The sequence below is a fragment of the Anaeromyxobacter dehalogenans 2CP-C genome, from assembly GCF_000013385.1.
Lineage (GTDB): Bacteria > Myxococcota > Myxococcia > Myxococcales > Anaeromyxobacteraceae > Anaeromyxobacter > Anaeromyxobacter dehalogenans_B.
The window spans coordinates 657087-676959 of record NC_007760.1 but is presented as its reverse complement, the minus strand read 5'-3'; the positions used below and the strand labels follow the sequence as shown (position 1 = coordinate 676959).

16 protein-coding genes and 2 tRNA genes are annotated in these 19873 nt (G+C 76.2%); 9 read left to right on the top strand and 9 right to left on the bottom strand.

Annotated features, from left to right (window positions below; translation table 11 throughout):
- Nucleotides 1-6: 6 nt before the first annotated feature.
- The 3 genes from ADEH_RS02990 to ADEH_RS02980 form a co-directional block, all read right to left on the bottom strand.
- Nucleotides 7-414, bottom strand: coding sequence for a response regulator (locus ADEH_RS02990; RefSeq protein ID WP_041453294.1), 408 nt, complete (start codon nt 412-414; stop codon nt 7-9).
- A gap of 157 nt (nt 415-571) precedes the next feature.
- Complete coding sequence (locus ADEH_RS02985) at nt 572-1675, bottom strand: helix-turn-helix transcriptional regulator (protein ID WP_011419640.1); 1104 nt, start codon at nt 1673-1675, stop codon at nt 572-574.
- On the bottom strand, nt 1672-2676 hold the full coding sequence (locus ADEH_RS02980; RefSeq protein ID WP_011419639.1) for a helix-turn-helix transcriptional regulator: 1005 nt from the start codon (nt 2674-2676) through the stop codon (nt 1672-1674). Before ADEH_RS02980 ends, ADEH_RS02985 begins: the two co-directional genes overlap by 4 nt.
- Nucleotides 2677-2756: 80 nt before the next feature.
- Here ADEH_RS02980 and ADEH_RS02975 point away from each other — a divergent pair, with 80 nt between their 5' ends.
- Complete coding sequence (locus ADEH_RS02975; protein ID WP_011419638.1) at nt 2757-3383, top strand: DUF1054 family protein; 627 nt, start codon at nt 2757-2759, stop codon at nt 3381-3383.
- A gap of 160 nt (nt 3384-3543) precedes the next feature.
- On the opposite strand, the gene ADEH_RS02970 is transcribed toward ADEH_RS02975, so the two are convergent.
- Nucleotides 3544-4413, bottom strand: a complete 870-nt coding sequence (locus ADEH_RS02970) for a hypothetical protein (RefSeq protein ID WP_011419637.1) — start codon at nt 4411-4413, stop codon at nt 3544-3546.
- A gap of 167 nt (nt 4414-4580) precedes the next feature.
- Here ADEH_RS02970 and ADEH_RS02965 point away from each other — a divergent pair, with 167 nt between their 5' ends.
- From ADEH_RS02965 to ADEH_RS02950, 4 genes are all read left to right on the top strand, one after another.
- Nucleotides 4581-6131 (top strand): sensor histidine kinase, encoded by a 1551-nt coding sequence (locus tag ADEH_RS02965; RefSeq protein ID WP_011419636.1) that lies wholly within the window; start codon nt 4581-4583, stop codon nt 6129-6131.
- Nucleotides 6128-7549: a M16 family metallopeptidase gene (locus ADEH_RS02960; protein WP_011419635.1), complete on the top strand. Its 1422-nt coding sequence runs from the start codon at nt 6128-6130 to the stop codon at nt 7547-7549. The genes ADEH_RS02965 and ADEH_RS02960 overlap by 4 nt, the downstream gene beginning before the upstream one ends.
- Before the next feature lie 158 nt (nt 7550-7707).
- Complete coding sequence (locus ADEH_RS02955) at nt 7708-8142, top strand: bacteriohemerythrin (RefSeq protein WP_011419634.1); 435 nt, start codon at nt 7708-7710, stop codon at nt 8140-8142.
- A 98-nt stretch (nt 8143-8240) separates the two neighbouring features.
- Nucleotides 8241-8558, top strand: a complete 318-nt coding sequence (locus ADEH_RS02950) for a hypothetical protein (RefSeq protein ID WP_011419633.1) — start codon at nt 8241-8243, stop codon at nt 8556-8558.
- A 27-nt stretch (nt 8559-8585) separates the two neighbouring features.
- Here the strand turns inward: ADEH_RS02950 and ADEH_RS02945 are convergent, their stop codons facing one another.
- Genes ADEH_RS02945 through dapF form a run of 4 tightly spaced genes read right to left on the bottom strand, consistent with a single transcriptional unit; the run spans nt 8586 to nt 13541 of the window.
- Nucleotides 8586-9386, bottom strand: coding sequence for a PhzF family phenazine biosynthesis protein (locus ADEH_RS02945; RefSeq protein ID WP_011419632.1), 801 nt, complete (start codon nt 9384-9386; stop codon nt 8586-8588).
- A gap of 9 nt (nt 9387-9395) precedes the next feature.
- Nucleotides 9396-10862, bottom strand: a complete 1467-nt coding sequence (locus ADEH_RS02940; protein ID WP_011419631.1) for a DUF4388 domain-containing protein — start codon at nt 10860-10862, stop codon at nt 9396-9398.
- Nucleotides 10863-10874: 12 nt separating this feature from the next.
- Entirely contained in the window at nt 10875-12743 is a 1869-nt protein-coding gene (locus tag ADEH_RS02935; RefSeq protein ID WP_011419630.1) for a GGDEF domain-containing response regulator, read from the bottom strand.
- Nucleotides 12744-13541 (bottom strand): diaminopimelate epimerase, encoded by a 798-nt coding sequence (gene dapF, locus ADEH_RS02930; protein WP_232287417.1) that lies wholly within the window; start codon nt 13539-13541, stop codon nt 12744-12746.
- Nucleotides 13542-13701: 160 nt separating this feature from the next.
- Here dapF and ADEH_RS02925 point away from each other — a divergent pair, with 160 nt between their 5' ends.
- Nucleotides 13702-15099, top strand: a complete 1398-nt coding sequence (locus ADEH_RS02925; protein ID WP_011419628.1) for a formimidoylglutamate deiminase — start codon at nt 13702-13704, stop codon at nt 15097-15099.
- Nucleotides 15100-15144: 45 nt separating this feature from the next.
- Nucleotides 15145-16260, top strand: a complete 1116-nt coding sequence (argE, locus tag ADEH_RS02920) for an acetylornithine deacetylase (protein ID WP_011419627.1) — start codon at nt 15145-15147, stop codon at nt 16258-16260.
- 153 nt (nt 16261-16413) lie between these two features.
- Here the strand turns inward: argE and ADEH_RS02915 are convergent, their stop codons facing one another.
- Nucleotides 16414-19110, bottom strand: coding sequence for an SNF2-related protein (locus ADEH_RS02915; RefSeq protein WP_011419626.1), 2697 nt, complete (start codon nt 19108-19110; stop codon nt 16414-16416).
- Nucleotides 19111-19267: 157 nt separating this feature from the next.
- Here ADEH_RS02915 and ADEH_RS02910 point away from each other — a divergent pair.
- Both ADEH_RS02910 and ADEH_RS02905 read left to right on the top strand, forming a co-directional pair.
- A tRNA-Val gene (locus tag ADEH_RS02910) sits at nt 19268-19342 on the top strand.
- Between the two features lie 6 nt (nt 19343-19348).
- Nucleotides 19349-19425, top strand: a tRNA-Asp gene (locus ADEH_RS02905).
- Nucleotides 19426-19873 lie beyond the last annotated feature (448 nt).

Below are 19873 nucleotides of genomic sequence, written 5' to 3'. Positions count from 1 at the left end.
CGCCGCCTACGGCGACCCTTCCGCCAGCGCGCGGCGCGGCGGCCCGTCGGGCTGCAGCGCCTCGCCGACGGCGCGGACCAGGTCGTCGAGGTGGAACGGCTTCCGGACGTACCCGGCCGCCGGCGCGATCCGCTCCACCTCGCGCGCCACCTCGTCGGGCGGCGACGCCGACACGAACAGCACCCGCGGGCACCGCTCGCCCAGCGCGGCGCGCAGCTCCTGGAACAGCGTCGCGCCGTCCATGCCCGGCATGCGGAAGTCGAGCAGCGCGAGGTCGGGCGGGTTCCGCCGCGCGAGGGCCAGCGCCTCGCCGGCGTCGCAGGTCGAGACCGCGGCGTGGCCCATCCGGCGGAGCGCCAGCTCGATGGCCCGGCGCACGATGTCGGTGTCGTCCACGATGAGAACCTGCGCCACGGCGCCTCCAACCCCCTGCCGCCGGCGCGATGCGTCCCGCGTGCCGGGCGCCGGCCCACGATTTTCGGGAGGATCTCCCGCTGTCGGGCGACCCTGGGTCATTCGTTCCCGGGACGGTCGCCCCACCCCGTACGGTGCGTTCAGCTCGCACCGCGCGTCAGGCGTACCGCGCCAGCGTGCGTCGGACCGTCTCGGCGAACGCCCGCCGCGCGGCGGCCGGCGCGACCACCTCGGCCCCGCCGCCCAGCGAGAGCGCGAACCGCGTGGCCCAGTCGTTCCCGGCGCCGGCCACCTCCACCACCGCCCCGCCGCCCGGCGTCCGCTCCACCAGCGAGATGCCGGGGCGCGAGAGCGCCCACGGGGCCGCTTCCGCGCCGAGCCGGATCCGCACCGGCTCGCCGGCCGCCTCGGAGAACAGCCGGGCCCTGGCCAGCTCGGCCTCGGTGGGCGGCTCGAAGCGGTCCGGGAGCAGCGTGCACTCGCGGATCCGGTCCAGGCGGAAGGCGAGCGCCTTCCCGCGCTCGGCGTCGTGGCCGTACAGGTACCAGTGGCCGAAGCGCTGCGCGAGCGTGTACGGGCGCACGGTCCGGTCGGTCTCGGCGTCGCGCGACGCGGAGTGGTAGGCGAGGCGCACCGCGCGCCGCTCGGCGATGGCGCGCTGGAGCCGGCCCAGCACCGAGTCGCGCGCCGGCGGGGCGCCGGCGTAGATGCGCTCCACCAGCTCGTCGAAGCTGGCGCGCCGGTCGCGCGGGACCGAGTCGCGGAGCGCCTTCACCGCGCGCTCGCGCCCCTCGCCGCCCAGCGCCGCCGCGGCCGCGGCGAGCGCGGCGGCCTCGCTCTCGGTGAACCGCGGCGGGCGCGAGAAGCTCTGGTGCAGCGCCACGTAGACGCGGTCGCCCTCGACGTACAGGTCGAGGAAGTCGTCCGGCGCGAACGGGGGCGAGCCCACCTCGAGCAGGAAGTCGAGGTCCTCGAGCAGCTCCTTCTCGGTGCAGCCGCAGCGCCGCGCCAGGTCGCGCACCGGGATGCCGGGGTGGCGGACCGCGTACGGCACCAGGAACAGCACGCGGCGGAGGCGGTCGCGCGGGTCGGCCTTCTTCGGCGCGGCGGGCGCGCCGGCGGCGGCGCGGGACGGTGCGCGAGCGGGACCGCGGACCGGCTTCGCGGCCGGCTTCGCGCCCGGCTTCGCCCTGGCCGGCGCCTTCGAGGAGACCTTCGCCCGCGCCCCGGCGGGACGGCGCTTCGATCCGGCGGCGCTCACGCGAGCTCCTCCGCCAGCCGGTCGAGGACCGCCCGGGCCCGCTCGCGCAGCGCCTTCGGCGCGAGGAGCTCGGCGCGGTCGCCGAGCGCGAGCACGTGGCGCAGGAACCCCTCGCCGTTGGTCGCGTCCACCTCCACCAGCGTGGCCCCGCCGTCCTCCCGCACGCGGGCGCGCGGGCCGAACGAGGCGAGCACCTCCGCCGAGACCGGCGGCTCGAGCCGCGCCTTGCACCGCACCGGCGCGTGCACGGCGTACTCCCAGGCCTCGCGGGTCGCGTGATCGGCGAGCGAGAACTCCTGGAGCGGCTTGAAGTCCGGCGTGCGGGGCGCCGACGCGTTCACCGTCAGCGACTCGATCCGCGACACGTGGAAGGTGCGCAGGTCGCGGCGCAGGTGGCACCAGCCGACCAGGAACCAGGCGCCGCCGCGCTGGAACAGGCCGTACGGGTCCACCTCGCGCTCGGTCCGCTCGCGGCGCTCGGCGCCGAGGTAGGCGAGGCGCACGCGCTTCTTCAGCGCGATGGCGCGGGACAGCTCCTCGACGGTGGGCGCCACCCTGGGCGCGCCGCCGTCGCCCTCGCCCAGCCGGCGCGCCGCGACCGCGGCCGCCTCCGAGGCGCCGGGCGCGCGCGCCGCGAACGACAGCTTGTTGAGCGCGTGCGCGAGATCGCGGGCGTAGGGAAACGCGCCGGTGGCGAGCGCGGCCGAGCCGGCCAGGTAGAGGAGCGCCAGGTCCTCGGGCGGGAGCTTCAGATCCGGCAGGTAGAACTCGTCCCGATCGATGAGGTAGCCGGCGGGGAGATCCTCGTCGCCGCTCGCGTAGCGCACCGGGATCCCGAGCTCGAGCAGGTCGGCCTTGTCGCGCTCGAACTTGCGGATGGCGGCCTCGCCCTTGCCGCCGTAGTCCTCGGGGAACTGCTCCTGGATCTCGCGCCAGGAGACCGGCTCGGCGGCCTTGAGGAGGAGCGCCGCGAGATCGAGGAGCCGCTGATCCTTCTGCATCGCGCGTGAACGTCGCAGAGCCCGCCCGGCCAGTCAATGTGCTAAGCTGGCAGTTCCCCCGGGAGCGCGGGAGCGTGCTGATGGCAGGGCTGGGACTCGGTCCACCCGACTTCGCGCTGTTCGAGCTCGGCGATCCCGACGAGCGCGCCCGGGCCCTCGACGAGGAGCTCCAGCCGAAGCTCCTCGCCCTCGGCGTCCAGTGCAACTCCGGCCTCGCGCGGGTCGCGGGCAAGGAGCTGTTCGTCCACCCCGGGAAGCTGCCGCGCCGCCGCAACGCCGCGCCCGAGGAGGTGCTGGTCGCCTTCTCCGACAGCCCGAAGGGCTACCGCGGGCTCGCCTTCCTCGCGGTGGTGATGACCCGCGAGCACCTGCACGCCCGCGTGGGCGTGCGGGGCGACTCGCCCCGGCGGGCCGGCATGCAGCGCGCGCTCGAGCGCGAGGCCGCCAACCTGGCGCGCAAGGGGAAGCCGTTCCGGAAGCTCCGGGAGTTCCTGGAGTGGAACCACGAGGAGCTGCCCGAGCTCGCCCCGGCTCACTCGGCCGCGTTCTGGCTGGAGATGGGCGAGGCGCTCGCGCCCGGCGGCCCGGGCCTCGACCTCGGGATCGCGTGGAGCCAGGAGGAGGCGCGGAGCATCGCGCTCGGCGACCTCCTCGGCGTGTTCCGCGACCTCGCGCCCCTGTACAAGGTCCTCGCCAACGCGGAGTGAGGCGGGGGGGCGCTGGCCCTTCGACTCCGGCCGCGCCTGCGGCGCGGCCTACGCTCAGGGTGAGCGTAGGTTCAGGCGGATCCGCTCAGGGTGAGCGGACGCCCGGAGCTCCGCTCGCCCCGAGCCTGTCGAGGGGCGGGCGGAGCCCGCTCGACGCGCGTCAGGCCGCGCTCGACCCGCCGGCGTCGCCCTCGCCCTCGCCCTCCGGCGCGGCGGGCGGGGTCGCCGCCTCGGCGCGGGCGGCCTCCTGCTGCGTGAGGCGCCGCTCCTCGCGGGCGGCCTGGCGCACGGCCTCGACCAGCTCGTCGTGATCCTTGCGCAGCGCCTCGTGGCGGCGGCGCAGCTCGGCGTACCGGTCGCCGGCGAGCTCGAGCTCGCTCTTCTGGACGATGTAGACGCGCTTCTCGGTCTCGAGCCGGCCGCGGACGTTCTTCACGTCCTTCTCCAGGTCGGCGACCCGCTTGCGCGCCTCGGCCAGCTTCGCCTCCGCCTTGTCGGCCCGGTCCTTCTCCGCGGCGAGGCGGCCGTCGTCCACGGCCGGCGCGGCGGGGGCGGCGGCCTGCGGCACGGGCGCGACCGGCGCGGGCGCGGGCGCGGCGGCCACGGCCGGCCGGGCCTCCAGCCGCTTCACCGCGGCGGCGGCCTTCTCGAGCTCCTTCTCCAGCGCGCGCGCGCGGGTGGTCTGGTGCTCGGCCTCTGCGCGGGCCTCGGCGAGCCGGGCGGCGAGCTTGTCGAGCTCGACGCGGAGCGCCTGGGCGCCGCCGGCCTTCTTCGCCGCCTCCTGCTGCTCGAACGCCTTCTTCTTGCTGCGCTCCAGCTCCGCCTTCACGGCGGTGGCCTCGTCGCGGCGCTCCTTCGCCTCGGCGCGGGCGGCGCGCTCCGCCTTGCGGGCGGCCTCCAGCTCCTCCCCGCGCTTCACGTCCTCCGCGGTGCGCGCGGCCAGCGCGGCCCTGGCGGCGCTGGCGCTGCGGTAGGAGAGCACGGCGATGGCGATGCCGACGAGGGCGACGACGAGGGCGAGGCCGGTCATGGGGTGAAGGCTCCGATGTGGGACTCCTTCACTACTCCAGGTCCTCGCGCCTGGGAAGCACCACGGCCATGCGAGCGGGCGCCCGGCACGGCGCTTCCGGCCGGCGCCCGTTAGGAACGTTCCCGCCCGCCGCCGGGCCGGGCACGGTAGGATCGCCGGCTCCCCCCATGCGACGCGTCGCCACCAAGATCTTCCTCACCTTCGCGGTCGCCCTCGCGGCGTTCGCCGCGGTGGCGGGGTTCGGCGTGGCGCGCCTCCACGACCTGCGGCGCGACCTGCGCACGCTGTCCTCCGGCTACATCCCGCTCACCCGGATCGCGGCGCAACTCGACGTCAAGGACTGGGTCACCGCCCGGGCGCTGGAGGCGCGGGTGCTCGACCCCGCCGCCCGCCGGGCCTACCTCCCCGTGGCGAGGGCGCACTTCCCCGCGCTGGTCCGCGAGAAGATCGAGGAGGGCAAGCGCGTGGCCGCTGGCGCGCGGATCGACGCCTCGGGCGACGACGCCCGCTTCCTCGGCGACGTGCTCGCCCGGCTCGACGGCCTCGCCGCGCGCTGGGCCGACTACGACCGCGAGGCGCGCGCCCTGCTCGACGCGCTGGAGGCCGGGGCGGGGATGGGCCCGGGCGCGGCGGCGTTCGACGCCCGCGTGGCGGCCGTGCGGCAGCTGGAGAAGGGGCTCAGCCTGGACGTGAAGCTGCTGCAGGTCGCGCTCGAGACGCAGATCGCCGACCGCGTGCACGACGCCGAGCGGACCGAGGGGAACACCGTGGCGCTGACGGTGATCTACTCGCTGCTCGCGCTGGCGGTGGGCGTGGGCGCGGCCGCCATCTCCCAGCGCCTGCTCGCGCCCATCCAGACCTTGACCGAGGGCGTGAAGGCGGTCGCGGCCGGCGATCTCACCCGCAAGGTGGAGGCGCGCGGCCGGGACGAGATCTCGGTGCTGGCGCACGAGTTCAACGCCATGGCCGCCTCGCTCGACCGGCAGCGCGCCGAGCTGCTCCGGGCGGAGCGGCTGGCCGCGGTCGGCCGCATCTCGGCGCAGATCACGCACGAGATCCGGAACCCGCTGAACGCCATCGGCCTGAACGCCGAGCTGCTCGCCGAGGAGATCGCCGCGCTGCCGGCGCCGCCGGCCGAGGCGACCGGGCTGGTGTCCGCGATCTCGCGCGAGGTGGACCGGCTGAACGCCGTGACCGAGGAGTACCTCCGCTTCGCGCGCCTCCCGCGCCCGCAGCTCGAGCGCCACGACCTCAACGAGATCCTGGGCGGCCTGCTCGACTTCCTCGGCCCCGAGCTCGCCGCGGCGCGCGTGGACGTGCACCGCGCGCTCGCGCCGGGCCTGCCCGGGGTGCGCTGCGACGAGGGGCAGCTCCGCGCGGTGTTCCTGAACCTGCTGCGGAACAGCCGGGAGGCGATGCCCGGGGGCGGGACCGTCCGCGTGGTCACCCGCCGGGTGGACTCCGGCGCGGGCGTGGAGGTCGAGCTGGGGGACACCGGGGGGGGGATCCCCCCAGGTGACCTGACGCGCATCTTCGAGCCGTTCTACTCCACGAAGGAACGCGGCACCGGCCTGGGGCTCGCGTTCACCCAGCAGGTCGTCGAGGAGCACGGCGGGACCATCCGGTGCGAGAGCACCGTGGGCCGGGGAACGGTGTTCACCCTCCGCTTCCCGGCGATCGAGGACAGGGTGGAACACGAGGTGGGTGCAGCCACATGAGGCGGTCGAGTCGGCAGGTGCGGGTGAAGCGGCGCAAGGACGCGCCCGAGAAGCGGGGCGGCGCCTTCCGCGTGGCGCTGCCGCGCGCGCGGGTGGCGGCGCGGGTGCGCCGCGCGCAGGAGGACTGGGGCGAGGTCCACCGGACCGTGCTGCCGAACGGCCTGCGCGTGCTCACCGCCCAGGCGCCCGGGCTCCACTCGGCGATGATCGCGCTCTACGTGCGCGCCGGCTCGCGCCACGAGACCGAGGCGCGCAACGGCGTCTCGCACTTCCTCGAGCACCTGTTCTTCCGCGGCTCGGTGGGCTACCCCGACACCGTCGCGATGAACGCCGAGGTGGAGGCCGCCGGCGGGAGCCTGAACGGGATCACCGCGCGCGACCACGGCTGCTACTACACGCCCATCCACCCGGAGGAGGTGGGCACCGGGCTGGCCGTGCTCGGCGACCTGATCCGGCGGCCGCTCCTCAAGGAGATGGACGTCGAGCGCGAGGTCATCCTCGAGGAGATCCTCGACGAGGTGGACGCGTCCGGCCGCGACATCGACCCGGACAACCTCTCGAAGAAGATCGTCTTCGGCCGGCACCCGCTCGGCTTCAAGATCGCCGGCACGCAGGACATCGTGCGGCGGCTCCGGCCGCGCGACGTGCGCGCCCACCTCGAGCGCTTCTACACCGGGGCGAACCTGGTGCTGGCGGTGGCCGGGCCGGTGCGCCCGGACCAGGTGGCCGACCTCGCCGAGCGGCACCTGGGCCGGCTCCCGCGCGGGCAGCTCAGCGTGGACCTCCCGGCGCCGGGCTGGCCCGAGGGGCCGCGGCTCGAGATGGTGGAGCACGACGACGCGCAGGCGGAGTTCTCGCTCTCCTTCCCCTGCCCGCCCGAGCGCCACCCCGACTACCCGGCCCACATGTGCCTGCGCCGGATCCTCGACGACGGGCTCTCCTCGCGCCTGCCGTTCGAGATCGTGGAGCGGCGCGGCCTCGCCTACTCGCTGCACGCCGGCATCGACACCTTCGCCGACGCCGGCATGACCGTGATCGACGGCGCGTGCGCGCCGGCCAAGCTGCCGCGGGTCATCGAGGAGGTGCTGCGCGTCCTGGGGGGACTGGCCGAGCGCCCGGTGCCGGAGGAGGAGCTGCTCCGGGTCCAGCGGCGCCACCGCATGACGCTCGCCTTCTCGCTCGACTCCGCCGCCGACCTGGCCGGCTGGTACGGCGCCGGCGAGGTCCTGTCGGCGCCGGAGGGCTTCGAGGAGCGCTGCCGGCGCGTCGAGCAGGTGACCGCCGCGGACCTGCTGCGCGTGTCGCGCGAGACGTTCCGCCGCCGCAACCTGGTGGCGGTGGTGGTCGGCCCGTCGCGGCGCCGCGAGCGCGCGGCGGTCGAGCGCGTGGTCCACGGCACCGACGCCCTGCCGCGCTAGGCGGCGCGGGTGCGGCAGCTCCCGCGTCCGGCGGGCACGTTCACCGAACGTGACGTCCGGGCGGGGCGGGCGGCCCGCCCGCCTTGACGCGGATCAGCCGAGCCCTACCGCGGGGTGCCGTACGACCTTACCGTGGACGTGGCTCGGGGGGCCTGGCCATGGCGCTGCACTGGACGAGCGTGCTGTCGATCGGCGTCCCCGAGCTGGACGCCGAGCACGAGGAGATGTTCACGCGGATGGATCGGCTGCACGACGCGATCCTCTCGGGCGAGCGCGCGGAGGTCTCGCGCATGATCGAGTACCTCCGCGAGCATGCGGTCCGGCACCTGGCGGCCGAGGAGACGCTGATGCTCGCGATCGGCTACCCGGATCGCGAGCGGCACCTGCGCGAGCACGAGGCGTTCCTCGCCACCGTCCGCGAGCTCACGCGCCGCCACGACGCGAACGGCCCGACGGCGGTGCTGGTGCACGACGTGGAGCGCGCGGTGGCGAGCTGGATCGACGGCCACGTCGGGATCCACGACGTGGCGCTCGGGGCGTTCGCGCGCGAGCACCTGCGGCGCCGCCAGGGCGGCGAGCGCAGGCCCGCCTAGCCGCTCGCGCAGGGCTCGACCACCGCGTCGGACACCACGCCGAAGGGTGCGACCGGGGTGCGTCCGGCGGGCCGGCTTCATGCTAGGCTCGACGGCTCATGGCGGACTTCGTCATCCGCGCCGTCGAGCGCCTCCGCGAGGACCCGGGCTTCAGCCGGAACCGCTACTTCCTCGCGCTCTCCTCCCCCGAGGGGAAGCGCGCGCTGCGCATCCACCGGCACCTCCGCTCCCTCGAGCACGACCTCTCCGACGGCGCGACCGCCACCGTGGCGCGCGACGCCGAGCGGGTGCGGCTCACGCTGCGCGGCAAGCGCGGCGCCCGCACCGCCTGGCTGACGCGCGCCGAGTACCGGCTGCTGCTCACCAGCCCGGTCGCGCGGGCGGCGCTCGCGGCGGCCGAGCTGGAGCCGGGGTAGGCGCCGGCCGTCGGCCGCGGAGCGCGGTCAGGCCTCGATGGAGCCGGACAGGAACTCGGCCGCGCGGCCGGCGAGGCGGACCTTGCCCGCGTCCGGCTGGTCCTCGCAGGAGAGCCGGCCCCCGCGGCGGGACACCTGCAGCGCCTCCAGCGTCCGCCGGCCGAGCCGATCTGCCCAGTAGGGCACCAGCGTGCAGTGCGCCGAGCCGGTGACCGGGTCCTCGGGGATCCCGACCTGCGGGGCGAAGTAGCGCGAGACGAAGTCCACCCCGGGCGTGCTCGCGGGCGCGGTGACGACGATGCCGTGGCCGGGCAGCTCCGACACCGCGGCGAGGTCCGGCCGGAGCTCGCGGACCTCCTGCTCCGTCGCGAGCACGGCCAGGTAGTCGCGGCCGAGCAGCGTCGCCTCCGGCGCGCGGCCGCCGAGCGCCCGCACGAGCGCGGGCGGCGCGTCGGCCGGCGCGGGCGGCCGGCGGGGCAGCGACAGCGCGATCCGGCCCGCGGCGTCGCGGGTGACGGTGAGCGTGCCGGCCTGCGTGCGGAACGCGATCGCGTCGCGCCCGCGGGCCAGGTGCTCGAACACCACGTGCGCCGAGGCGAGCGTGGCGTGCCCGCACAGCTCGACCTCGACCTCGGGCGTGAACCAGCGCAGGTGCCAGCCCTCGCCCTCGGCGACCAGGAACGCGGTCTCGGAGAGCGCGTTCTCGGCCGCGATGGCGAGCAGCGTGGCGTCGGGCAGCCAGGCGTCGAGGGGACAGACCGCGGCGGGGTTGCCGGTGAAGACGCCGTCGGTGACGAACGCGTCCACCTGCCAGATCGGGATGCGCATGCGCCGGTTCTACACGAGCGGCCCGCGCGCGCCAGCGCCCGCGAGGAGCGCGCGCAGCCCCTCGGCCGCGTCGCTGCCCTCGAACGCGAAGCCGCCCGGCGCCTCGCGCAGCACCTCCGGCACGCGCGCCTCCGAGGGCCCGCACACCACCACCGGCAGCCGCTGCACCTTCACCAGCTCCTCGAGCAGCGGGTCGATCCCGTCGGCGGGCAGGAGCACCAGCGCGCCCACCGCGCCCGCCGCGAACGGCCGCCACAGCGGCATGAGCGCGCGATCGCCGGGCAGCTCGGCGAGGTCCACCCGCACGCCGTCGGCCAGCGTGACGCGCCCCACCGTCCCGAAGCCGCCGGCGGGCGGCTCCGGCTCGGGCCGGAAGCCCGGGACCGCCTGGAAGCGCGAGAGCGCGGCGCGGCGCGCGAGCGGGCCGCCGCCGGCCACGACGACCTTGCCGACGGTCTGCGGCCCCGAGGAGCGGCCGCGGGCGATGCGGGCGCGGAGCGCGTGCAGCTCGTGCGGCGCGAGGAGCTGGCCGCGCGGCTCCGGGGCGAGCGCCTCGCGCCGGCGCGCGTAGCCGTGCTCGAGCAGCGCGCCCACCGCGCGCATCGCCTCGAGGTCGGTGGCGCGGCAGCGGTCGAGCAGCTCCTGGAACGGGCGCGCGGCGCCGGACTGCAGCAGCCCCAGCACCTCCTCGGTGACCGGGTGCAGGCCGGCCGGGATCTCGCTGGGGTGGACCGCCAGCTCGACGCCGTCCTCGGGCGCGGGCAGCTCCGGGAGCAGCCGCGCCACCTCGTCGGCCTGGCGGAGACCCTCGAGCACCAGCTCCTCGACGCGCCGGTCGATCCGCTGGGCCGCGGGCGGCAGGCCCGGGAGGAACGCGAACTGGCCTTCCCGGTGGGTGAGCAGGCGGAACAGCGCCTTCTCGCCGACCACCGCGCCCATGGCCGCGTCCACCACCCTCCCCTCGGCGAGCGCGATGGAGGCGCGATCGCCCTCGCGCTCGACCGTGAGCGTGCCGGACTTCTTGTTCACCGAGAGGATCTGCAGCAGGTCCACGAGCGGGATCTGCGCCAGGTTGCCCTCGATCTCGCGGCCGTCGCCGGAGACCGCCCGGGAGGCCTCGGCGCGGCGGAACACCTGCTCCACCCGCGCCAGCACCTCGTCCAGGTTGAAGGGCTTGCGCAGGTAGAGCCCGAGCCGCGAGCGGTCCGGGTCGGACGAGGCGCCGGTGATCACCACCGGGATGCGCTCGGTGCGCGGGTTGGTGCGCAGGATGCGGACGAAGCTGCGCGCGTCGAGCAGCGGGCAGTCCTCGTCGAGCAGGATGAGGTCCGGGAAGCGGAGGATGGCCGCCTGGAGCGCGCGCGAGCCGTCGCGGGCCGCGTGCACCTGGTAGCCGCGCTGCCGGAGCACCGGCGCCAGCGCGCGCACGGTGGCCGGGTCGGGATCGGCGACGAGGATCTTGCGGACGGTGGCCATTCGCGCGGTCGCCTAGATCGGCTGGAGGTCGTACGCGGTCTGCAGCTTCGAGACCAGCGCATCCACCAGCGGCATGTCGGAGGTGTGGAACGTCCGGCCATCCGGACCGGAGAGCAGCGCGTAGGCGGAGCGCTCGGAGAGGAACAGCAGGAACTCGTGCCCGGCGAAGCGCTGGTCGCCGTCCACGTACACCTCGGTGACGAGCGGGTGCGGCGCCGCCTCGACGTCGGTGCCGCGCGGGCCGAGCAGGTAGACGCGGGCGGAGGGATCGCCGGCGCGCGCGGCCGGATCGCCGGCGGGCAGGGCCGCCCGGACCGGCGAGGCGGCGAGCGCGGAGCGCAGGCCCACGTAGAGCAGGCCCCGGGCGCGCGGGTCGCGCGCGATCTCGCGGGCCGCCTCGCGCTGCGCGGCCGCGAACAGCTCGGGGTCGGGCTGCAGCCGCGCGCTGGCCGAGCTGTCCGGCAGGCGCGCCGAGCCGGAGAGCAGCACGTCGGTCAGCTCCCAGAACGCGCCCGGCTCGAGGTCGCCGAGGTGGAGGCGGCGCAGGAGCGAGCCGCGCTGGTCCTGCACGCGGTCGCGCGCCCAGTGCAGCAGCTCGTCGAAGTCCTCCCCGTCCTTCGGGAAGCTGCCGGCGCCGATCGAGAGGAGCACCGGCACGCGCTCCTCCATGGTCCGGACCGACGCCTCGCGCCGGACCTCCTCGGTGGCGCGGCGCACGAACATGAGCGCGCCGAAGTAGTCGGTCTCGGGGAGCAGCACGTAGTACTCGCTCTCCGAGACCTTCGCGAGGATGTCGGCGTCGCGGACCGCGCGCCCCACCGCGGCCACCAGGTCGCGCATCAGCCGCCGGAACGGCTCGCGCCCCGCCTCCTTGCGGAGCTGCTCGACGTTGTCCACCGAGAGCACCACCAGCGAGAACGCCCGGCCGTAGCGGCGCGCCTTGTAGAACTCCTTGCCGGCGTAGTCCACGAAGTAGGAGAGGTTGTACGCGCCGGTCTCGCGGTCGCGCAGCCCCACCCGCTCCACCGCCTGGAAGCGGCGCGCGTTCTTCACCGCGATGGCGGCGAAGTCGGCCACCATGAGCGCGGCCGCGTGCTCGTCGCGGCCGAAGCGCCCGCGGGCGCGGTCGGAGAGCAGCGCCAGGCCGAGCGGCTCGTCGTCGGCCACGAGCGGCACCAGGAACGCCTCGCCGCCCCAGCCCTCCGGCGCCTGGAACGGCGCGCCGCCGCGCAGCGCGTCGGCGAACGCGGGGTCGCGCGGGTCCACCCGGACCGGCAGCGCCGCCCGGTCCACCAGGCCCCGGTAGCCGCGCAGCGCGAGCTGCCCCTTCTCGTCGGCCACCCACAGCGCCGCGCCCTGCGCGTCGGTGGTGCGCGCCAGCACCGAGAGCGCCAGGTCCACCAGCCGCTCGCCGTCCAGCGTGGCGAGGATCTGCAGGCCCTGGCGGTAGAGCGCCTGGGCCTTCACGAACTCGAGGTTCTCGGTGAGGAGCTGGCTGTGCTCGCGGCGGAGCCGCACGCGCGCCAGCACCCGCTCCGCCACCCGGAGCAGCTCGCCGGGCTCGAGCGGCTTCGTGAGGAAGTCCGAGCAGCCGGCCTTCATCGACTCGACCGCGAGCTTCACGTCCTCGCGGCCGGTGACCGCGACCACCTCGAGCTCCGGGTCGCGCCGCCGCGCCTCGCGGATGAGCCCCAGGCCGTCCAGGCCCGGCATCACCATGTCGGTGAGCAGCAGGTCCACGCGCTCGGCGGCGAGCACCTCCAGCGCCTCCTCCGCCGAGGACGAGGTGCGGACCGCGTGCCCGGCGCCGGCCAGCACGTCGCGGAACAGCTCCTGGAAGAAGCGCTCGTCGTCCACGACCAGGATCCGCCCGTTCGCCATCTAGAGGTCCGTCTCGCCGGTGAAGGCGCGCTCGGCCGGGCCGCGCATGGTGACGCCGACGAGATCGGGGGCCACGGTGATGGCGAGCGCGCCGCCCGGCAGCCGGACCTCCACCGGCACGCCGGCGCGGGCGAGGCCGCGCGAGACCGAGGCCACCGCCGCGGCGCACGCCCCGGTGCCGCAGGCGTCGGTGAGCCCGGCGCCGCGCTCCCAGACCACGAGGTCGATGCCCGACGGGCCGGGGCGGGCGAAGCCCACGTTGACGCCGCCCGGCACGAGCCGCTCGAGCTCGGGGCCGACCGCGAGCGCGCGCGCCCGCTCCGGCGCGTCGAACAGCACCGCGTGCGGGTTGCCCATCGAGACGCGGAGCGCCCGGAGCGCCTCGCCGCCCACGCGGTACTCCTGCTCGCCCTCGAGCCGCGCCGGGCCCATCTCCACCGAGACCGCCTCCACCGCGCCGCCCGGGCCGCGGTGGATGGTGCAGCGCTTCGGGCCGGAGTCGGTGTCGAGGACGAGGTCGCCGTCGAGGCCGCGGGCGTCGGCGAGGTGCCGGGCCACGCAGCGGATGCCGTTCCCGCACATCGCGGCCACCGAGCCGTCGGAGTTGAAGATGTGCATGGTGGCGGCGGCGCCGGCGGTGCGCGGCGGCAGGACCGTGAGCACGCCGTCGGCGCCCACGCCGCGGCGGCGGTCGCAGATCCGCCGGGCGCGCGCGGCGTCCATGAGCGGCCCGTCCACCACCACGAAGTCGTTCCCGAGGCCGTGATACTTCACGAAGGGCAGCGGCACGCGGCGCATCATATACCGGCGGCGCGCCCCGCGCTCCGGGTGCGCCGGGAGCGCTCCGGGGGCCGGCGAGGCGATACCGGCAGCGGGGCCGCCCGGGCAACGACGGCCACCCGGCCGGCGCCCGTGCGCGGGCTGGCGGCGCGGCCGTCCGCGGGGTAACCCTGGGACCGTGACCACCGCGCAGGCGTTCCAGCCCGAGCTCCTCCTCGCCGGCGGCTCCCTCCACGAGGGGGCCGCGCTCTCGGTCAAGGACGGCGTCGTCGCCGCCGTGGGGCCGCCGCTGCCCGGGTTCGAGCGCGTCCCGCTCCCCGGCCGGATCCTCGTCCCCGGCTTCGTCTCCGCCCACGGCCACTCCTTCCAGCGCGCGCTGCGCGGGCGCACCGAGGCGCGCGGGGGCCAGGCCGGCCGGAGCGACTTCTGGAGCTGGCGCTCGGCGATGTACGCGGCCGCGCGCCGCCTCGACCCCGACCGGCTCGAGGCGGTGGCCCGCTTCGCGTTCTTCGAGCTGGCCCGGGCCGGCGTCACCTGCGCCGGCGAGTTCCACTACCTCCACCTCGACCCCGACGGCCGGCCCTACGCCGATCCCTGCGAGCTCGAGCTGCGGGTGGTCCGCGCCGCCCGCGCGGTGGGGCTGCGCATCGTGCTCCTCCGCGCCGCGTACGCGCGCGCCGGCGCGGGGACCGAGCCGGATCCCGCCCAGCGCCGGTTCGTGGAGCCGTCGCCGGAGGTGTTCCTGGAGCGGCTCGAGCACCTGGCCCGCCAGTTCCGCAACGACGACGGCGTCCGGGTGGGCATCGCGCCGCACAGCGTCCGGGCCTGCCCGCCCGAGTGGCTCTCGGCGCTCGCCGGCGCGGCGCGCGCGCGCGACCTGCCGCTGCACGTGCACGCCGCCGAGCAGCCGGCGGAGGTGGCGGCCTGCCGGGCCGAGCACGGCCGGAGCCCGGTGCAGCTCCTCGCCGACGCCGGCGCGCTCGAGGCCCGGACCACGCTCGTGCACGCCATCCACCTCGACGACGCCGACGTCGCAGCGATCGGCCGCGCCGGCGCGACCGTCTGCGCCTGCCCGCTCACCGAGCGCAACCTGGGCGACGGGGTGGTCCCGGCCGACCGGCTGGTGGCGGCGGGGGCGCGCCTGGCGCTCGGGGTGGACGCGCACGCGGAGGCGGACCCGCTCGGCGAGGCCCGGGCGCTGGAGCTGCAGCTCCGGCTGGTGCGCGGCGAGCGGGCGGTGCTGGACGGGCCGCCGGGCGCGCTCGCGGCGCGGCTCTTCGACGCCGCCACGGCCGGCGGGATGGCGTCGCTCGGGCTCGAGGGCGGGCGGCTCGCGGTGGGGGAGCCGGCCGACTTCGTGCTCCTCGACGTGGACGACCCGTCCATCGCCGGGGGCGAGCGGGACGCGCTGCTGCCCTCGCTCGTGTTCGGCGCGCAGCCGGGCGCGGTGCGGAGCACGTTCGTGGCAGGGCAGCCGGTGGTCGAGGACGGGTGGGCGCCGCCAGGGCGGCCCACCGGCGCGGACCTGCTGGCGGACTTCCGGGCGGCCATGCGCGCCCTGTGGGGCGGCGCGTAGAGAGAAGCGGCGCGGCGGCCCCGGCTCGCGTAGGCTCGGGACCGCATGGATCTCGTCCCGCTGCTCCGGTCCCTGGTCGCGCTCGACACGACCTCCGCCCGCACGAACCTGCCGGCGCTCGACCTGCTCGAGCGCGAGGCGCACGCCGCCGGGTTCGCCACCCGCCGCCAGCGCTGGACCGACGCGGCCGGCGTCGAGAAGGGCAACCTCGTCTGCCGCCGCGGGCCCGACGTGCCGGGCGGGCTCGCGCTGGTGGGGCACACCGACTGCGTGCCGTTCGACCCCGAGTGGAAGGAGGCGCTCTCCGGCGAGCTCGTGGACGGGCGGCTCGTCGGCCGCGGCTCCGCCGACACGAAGGCGTTCCTCGCCGCCGCGCTCACCGCGGCGCGCGCCGCCGCGCCCGGCCGGCTGCCGCTCACGCTGGTGTTCACCGCCGACGAGGAGATCGGCTGCCTCGGCGCGAAGAAGCTGCTCGCCGAGGGCGCGCTCCACCCCGCCCACGCCATCGTGGGCGAGCCCACCCGGCTCACGCCCATCCGCGCGCACAAGGGCTACTGCGCGGTGGAGGTGGTGGTGAGCGGGATCGAGGGGCACAGCGCGTACCCCGAGGTCGGCGCCTCCGCCATCCACCACGTCGGCCGGCTCTGGCCGGAGCTCGAGGCCATCGGCGCGGACCTGACCCGCGAGACCGACCAGGCGTTCTCGCCGCCGTACACCACCTGGAACGTGGGCGTCATCCGCGGCGGCAAGGCCCGCAACATCATCGCCGGCGAGTGCCGCTTCACGTTCGAGTGGCGGCCGCTCCCCGGGCACGACCCGAAGCGCGCGCTGCGCCTGCTCGAGGACGCCTGCGCGCGGCTCGCGGCGGCGAGCGGCGGCAAGGTCGCGGTGAAGGTGATCCCGCTCCGCACCGACGCGGCCGCGGTGACGCCGCCCGGCGCGGAGATCGTCCGCTTCCTCGAGGCGGAGAGCGGCAATCCGGCGGCGACCGTTCCGTTCGGCACCGAGCTGCCCGAGCTCATCGGCATGGGCGCCGAGGCCTGCGTGTTCGGGCCCGGCGACATCCGCGAGGCGCACCGCACCGGCGAGTCCGTGCCGCTCGACCAGGTCGAGCGCACGGTGACCATCCTCGGGAACGCCATCGCGCGCTTCTGCGCGTGACCCTTCGACTCGCGCGGGCCTTCGGGCCCGCTCGCTCGTCCCGACCCTTCGACTCCGGCGGGCCTTCGGCCCGCTCGCTCATCCCGAGCGTAGCGCGGCCCATGGGCCGCGCGGAGTCGAGGGACGAACCATGAGCGGGGCGCAGGGCCTTCGTCAGGGAACGATCAGCGCCGCCGCGTCGAGGTCGAGCTTCACCCGCTCGATGGACTTCGCCACCACGTCGCGGTGGTGGCGCAGCACCGCCAGCGCCCCGTCGATCCGCTCGCGCGGCGCGCCGCCGGCGAACGCGGCCTCGATGAGCCGCTCCTCCTCGGCGTCGGCGTGCGCGAGGAGCAGGCCCACCGCCTCCTCGCGGCGACGCTCCATCACCAGCCGCGCCTCGCGCTCCGCCGCCGCGCGGGCCGCCTCCAGCGCGGCCGGCGGCGGCGCGCCGACCCGCGCGTCCTGCACGTCGTCGATCTCGTCCTCGAGCCGGTGCGCCGCGCCGGGCAGCACCCGGTTCCCCGCCTCCAGGTCCACCACCACCGCGATGGGCGAGAGGTCGAGGTAGCGCGAGGCCTGCCGCGAGGCGACCCGCGCGCCCGGCGCCACGTCGGCGGCGGTGGCGAGGCGCGGCTCGAAGCGCGCGTACAGGCCGCCCCGGCGCGGCGCCCACTCGCGCTTCACCGCCGCGCTCCGCCCCGCGTCGCCGTCGCGCACCAGCCCCAGCAGCGCCTCGACCAGCTTGTGGCCGGTTGCGTACCAGTGCAGCTCGTCGCGGGCGACCGCCGTCTCGCGCCAGAAGCTCCCCACGAACGTCTCCGGCTCGTCGGGGATCTGCATCCCCGGCAGCGCCTCGATGCGCATGCCCGAGCCGAGCGTGAAGGCGACCTCGAACGGCTGGACGTTCTGGTCGGTGTCCACGTCCATGCCGACCCGGCGCCCCACGTCGGCGCAGACGTCCTCCAGCTCCTCCTCCAGCCAGCGCGAGAGCGTGATGAGCGACTGCTCCAGCGCGCTCCCCGCGCCGTCGCCGCCGTCGATCCCGTCCGGCGCCTCCTCGCCCATGCGCTCGAACGCGCCGCGCACCAGGCGCGCCAGCTCCGGCAGCGAGGCGGAGCGGATGTCGAGGAGCGGGTCGCCCTCGTGCTGCGCCTTGCGAGCGGCGGCCACGCGCTTGGCGAGGTCCTTCCGGAACGCCTCGCGGGTGCGGTCCGAGCGCTTGCGCGCGAGCGCCGCCAGCTCGTCCGGCAGCGAGGCCAGCACCGCGTCGAGGCCGCCCACCGGCTCGTCGAAGATGCCGATCTCCTGCTCGTAGAGGTCGGCCAGGAACGCCTCGTCGCCCGGCTCCACCGGCACGTGGATCTCCACCGGGCGCGTCTGGCCCAGGCGGTCGAGCCGGCCGATGCGCTGCTCGAGGACGAGCGGCGAAGCCGGCAGGTCGGCGCAGACCAGGTGGTGCGCGAACTGGAAGTTGCGCCCCTCGCCGCCCGACTCGCCGGAGAGGAGCAGCATCGGGCCCTCCGGGTCGCGGAAGCGGGCCACCAGCCGGTCGCGCGCCTCGAGCGAGGGCGCGTCGTCGTAGAGGAGCGCCTCCAGCCCGGCCTCGGCGAGCCCGCCCTGGAGCCCGCGCAGCGCCTCGAGGTCGCCGCCGAACACGAGCACCTTGTCGCCCGCCCGCGCCAGCCTCGCGCAGAGGTCCACCAGCGCCTTCGGCTTCTCGCCCTCCCCCACGTCCACGCGGCGGAGCGCGCGCGAGGTGAACGCGCCCACCTTCACGCGGCGGTTGCGGATGAGCCGGGAGGAGAGCCCGTACCGCTCGGCGAGGTGCGCGAGCAGCGCACCGCGGTCGAGCGCCGGCGGCGCCTTCGAGAACACCAGGTCGTCCGGGGCCAGCGCGCGGAGCCGCTCCGCCGCCGCGGCGAGGTCGCCGCCGGCGAGCAGGTCGCGGGCCACCTGCGCGTAGGCCTCGTGCTGCTCCAGGCGCGCGAGGAAGTCGTCGAGCGAGGTGGAGGGGACCGGCTCGACCAGCGAGAGCAGGCGAAAGTACTCGCGCGGATCCAGGCGGACCGGGGTCGCGGTGAGGAGCAGCACGCCGAAGGAGGCGCGGCAGATCGGCGCAACCCGATCGTGCAGCGCGTCGTCGGCCAGGTGGTGCGCCTCGTCCACGACCACGAGGTCGAGCGGCAGGTCGGCGGCGGCCTCCGCCAGCTCCGGGTCGGCGCGGAGCGCCTCGAAGGAGACGATGGCGTGCGGCGAGCGGGCGAGCGCCGCCTCCGGGCCCCCCAGCGCCTCGATCCGCTCCGGGGTGAGGAGCGCGAACAGCGCGTTGAACTTGTGGAAGAGCTCGGCCAGCCACTGGAAGGCGAGGTGCTCCGGGACCACCACCAGGACGCGCTCGGCCAGCCCCAGCTGCCGCATCCCCGCGAACACCAGGCCCGCCTCGACCGTCTTGCCCAGGCCCACCTCGTCCGCCAGGACGAAGCGCGGCATCCGGTCGGAGAGGATGCGCCCCGCCGCGCCCACCTGGTGCGGCAGGACGTGGACGCGGGAGGAGAGGAGCGCGCCCAGCGAGTCCGCGCGGCGCAGCGCCTCCAGGCGGTTGACGCGGGTGCGGAGCGCGAACGCCGAGGCCGTGGCGGGCTGGGCGGAGGCGAGCGCCTCGATCGGCCCGGAGGCCACCTGCTCGATGGGCGTGTCCGCCGGGACCTCGACCAGGGCCTGATCGCGGCCCGAGACGACCGTGATCCCCTCCCGGCCCGCGAACCGGACCGCCAGGCGGCGGCCCTCGTCCGCCACCTGCACCACCACCCCGACGCCCCACGCCCGCTGGGCGCGGTGGACCACCTTCATCCCTGCTTTCCAGGCCATCGCGCGCCCCTTACCATCGGCACCCGGGACGGTCCAGCAAGACCGTCGCCCGGTCGATCCCCCCGACCGGACGGCTGGTTCCGTCCCGGGCCTCCCGTGAGAGAGCCCGTTGACAGCGCCAGCGGGTCAAGCTAGAAACCCCACGCTTTCGCGCCTTGGGCGGATAGCTCAGGGGTAGAGCGTCGCCCTTACAAGGCGAGGGTCACAGGTTCGAAGCCTGTTCCGCCCACCAGTTCTTGGGGTGTTAGTTAAGTCGGTTATAACGCCGGCCTGTCACGCCGGAGGCCAGGGGTTCGAGTCCCCTACACCCCGCCACTCCACGAGGCCGGGATCCTGAGCAAGGGTCCCGGCCTTCGTCTTTTTCGGGCGGCGCGCTGGCGGCTCTCCCGCTCGGCCTGAGCCTGTCGAAGGGCGAGTTGCCGTCCGCCCCAGCCCCCCGCTCACCCCGAGCGTAGGCGCGCGCAGCGCGCCGGAGTCGAGGGGCCCGCGGACGATGTCGCTGCCTCGAAGCCCCGACCCGCCGCGCCCGCTGGTCAAGGTTTCCCAGAAGCCTTGACAGGCCTGACGCCGGAGTGACCTCAGGAGTCGCTCGCCCCGAGCCCGTCGAGGGGCGAGCACGGCGAGCCACTCGTTCGCCGACTGCGGCGGCCGCCTCGGACGCGCGCTCGCCCCTGTCGTGCTGTGCCGGCGAGACCCCCACCGCGCTGCGTCGCGCTCGTGAGCCTCATGCTCCCCGGCGACGCCAAGGCGTACGTCCGCGGCC

Bases quoted from the DNA above. Each gene is read 5' to 3' on its own strand.
- ADEH_RS02915 (WP_011419626.1), bottom strand. From the start codon at position 19,110: ATGGCCTGGAAAGCAGGGATGAAGGTGGTCCACCGCGCCCAGCGGGCG.
- ADEH_RS02980 (WP_011419639.1), bottom strand. From the start codon at position 2,676: ATGCAGAAGGATCAGCGGCTCCTCGATCTCGCGGCGCTCCTCCTCAAG.
- ADEH_RS02975 (WP_011419638.1), top strand. From the start codon at position 2,757: ATGGCAGGGCTGGGACTCGGTCCACCCGACTTCGCGCTGTTCGAGCTC.
- ADEH_RS02955 (WP_011419634.1), top strand. From the start codon at position 7,708: ATGGCGCTGCACTGGACGAGCGTGCTGTCGATCGGCGTCCCCGAGCTG.
- ADEH_RS02965 (WP_011419636.1), top strand. From the start codon at position 4,581: ATGCGACGCGTCGCCACCAAGATCTTCCTCACCTTCGCGGTCGCCCTC.
- ADEH_RS02970 (WP_011419637.1), bottom strand. From the start codon at position 4,413: ATGACCGGCCTCGCCCTCGTCGTCGCCCTCGTCGGCATCGCCATCGCC.
- ADEH_RS02960 (WP_011419635.1), top strand. From the start codon at position 6,128: ATGAGGCGGTCGAGTCGGCAGGTGCGGGTGAAGCGGCGCAAGGACGCG.
- dapF (WP_232287417.1), bottom strand. From the start codon at position 13,541: ATGCGCCGCGTGCCGCTGCCCTTCGTGAAGTATCACGGCCTCGGGAAC.
- ADEH_RS02940 (WP_011419631.1), bottom strand. From the start codon at position 10,862: ATGGCCACCGTCCGCAAGATCCTCGTCGCCGATCCCGACCCGGCCACC.
- ADEH_RS02935 (WP_011419630.1), bottom strand. From the start codon at position 12,743: ATGGCGAACGGGCGGATCCTGGTCGTGGACGACGAGCGCTTCTTCCAG.
- argE (WP_011419627.1), top strand. From the start codon at position 15,145: ATGGATCTCGTCCCGCTGCTCCGGTCCCTGGTCGCGCTCGACACGACC.
- ADEH_RS02945 (WP_011419632.1), bottom strand. From the start codon at position 9,386: ATGCGCATCCCGATCTGGCAGGTGGACGCGTTCGTCACCGACGGCGTC.
- ADEH_RS02950 (WP_011419633.1), top strand. From the start codon at position 8,241: ATGGCGGACTTCGTCATCCGCGCCGTCGAGCGCCTCCGCGAGGACCCG.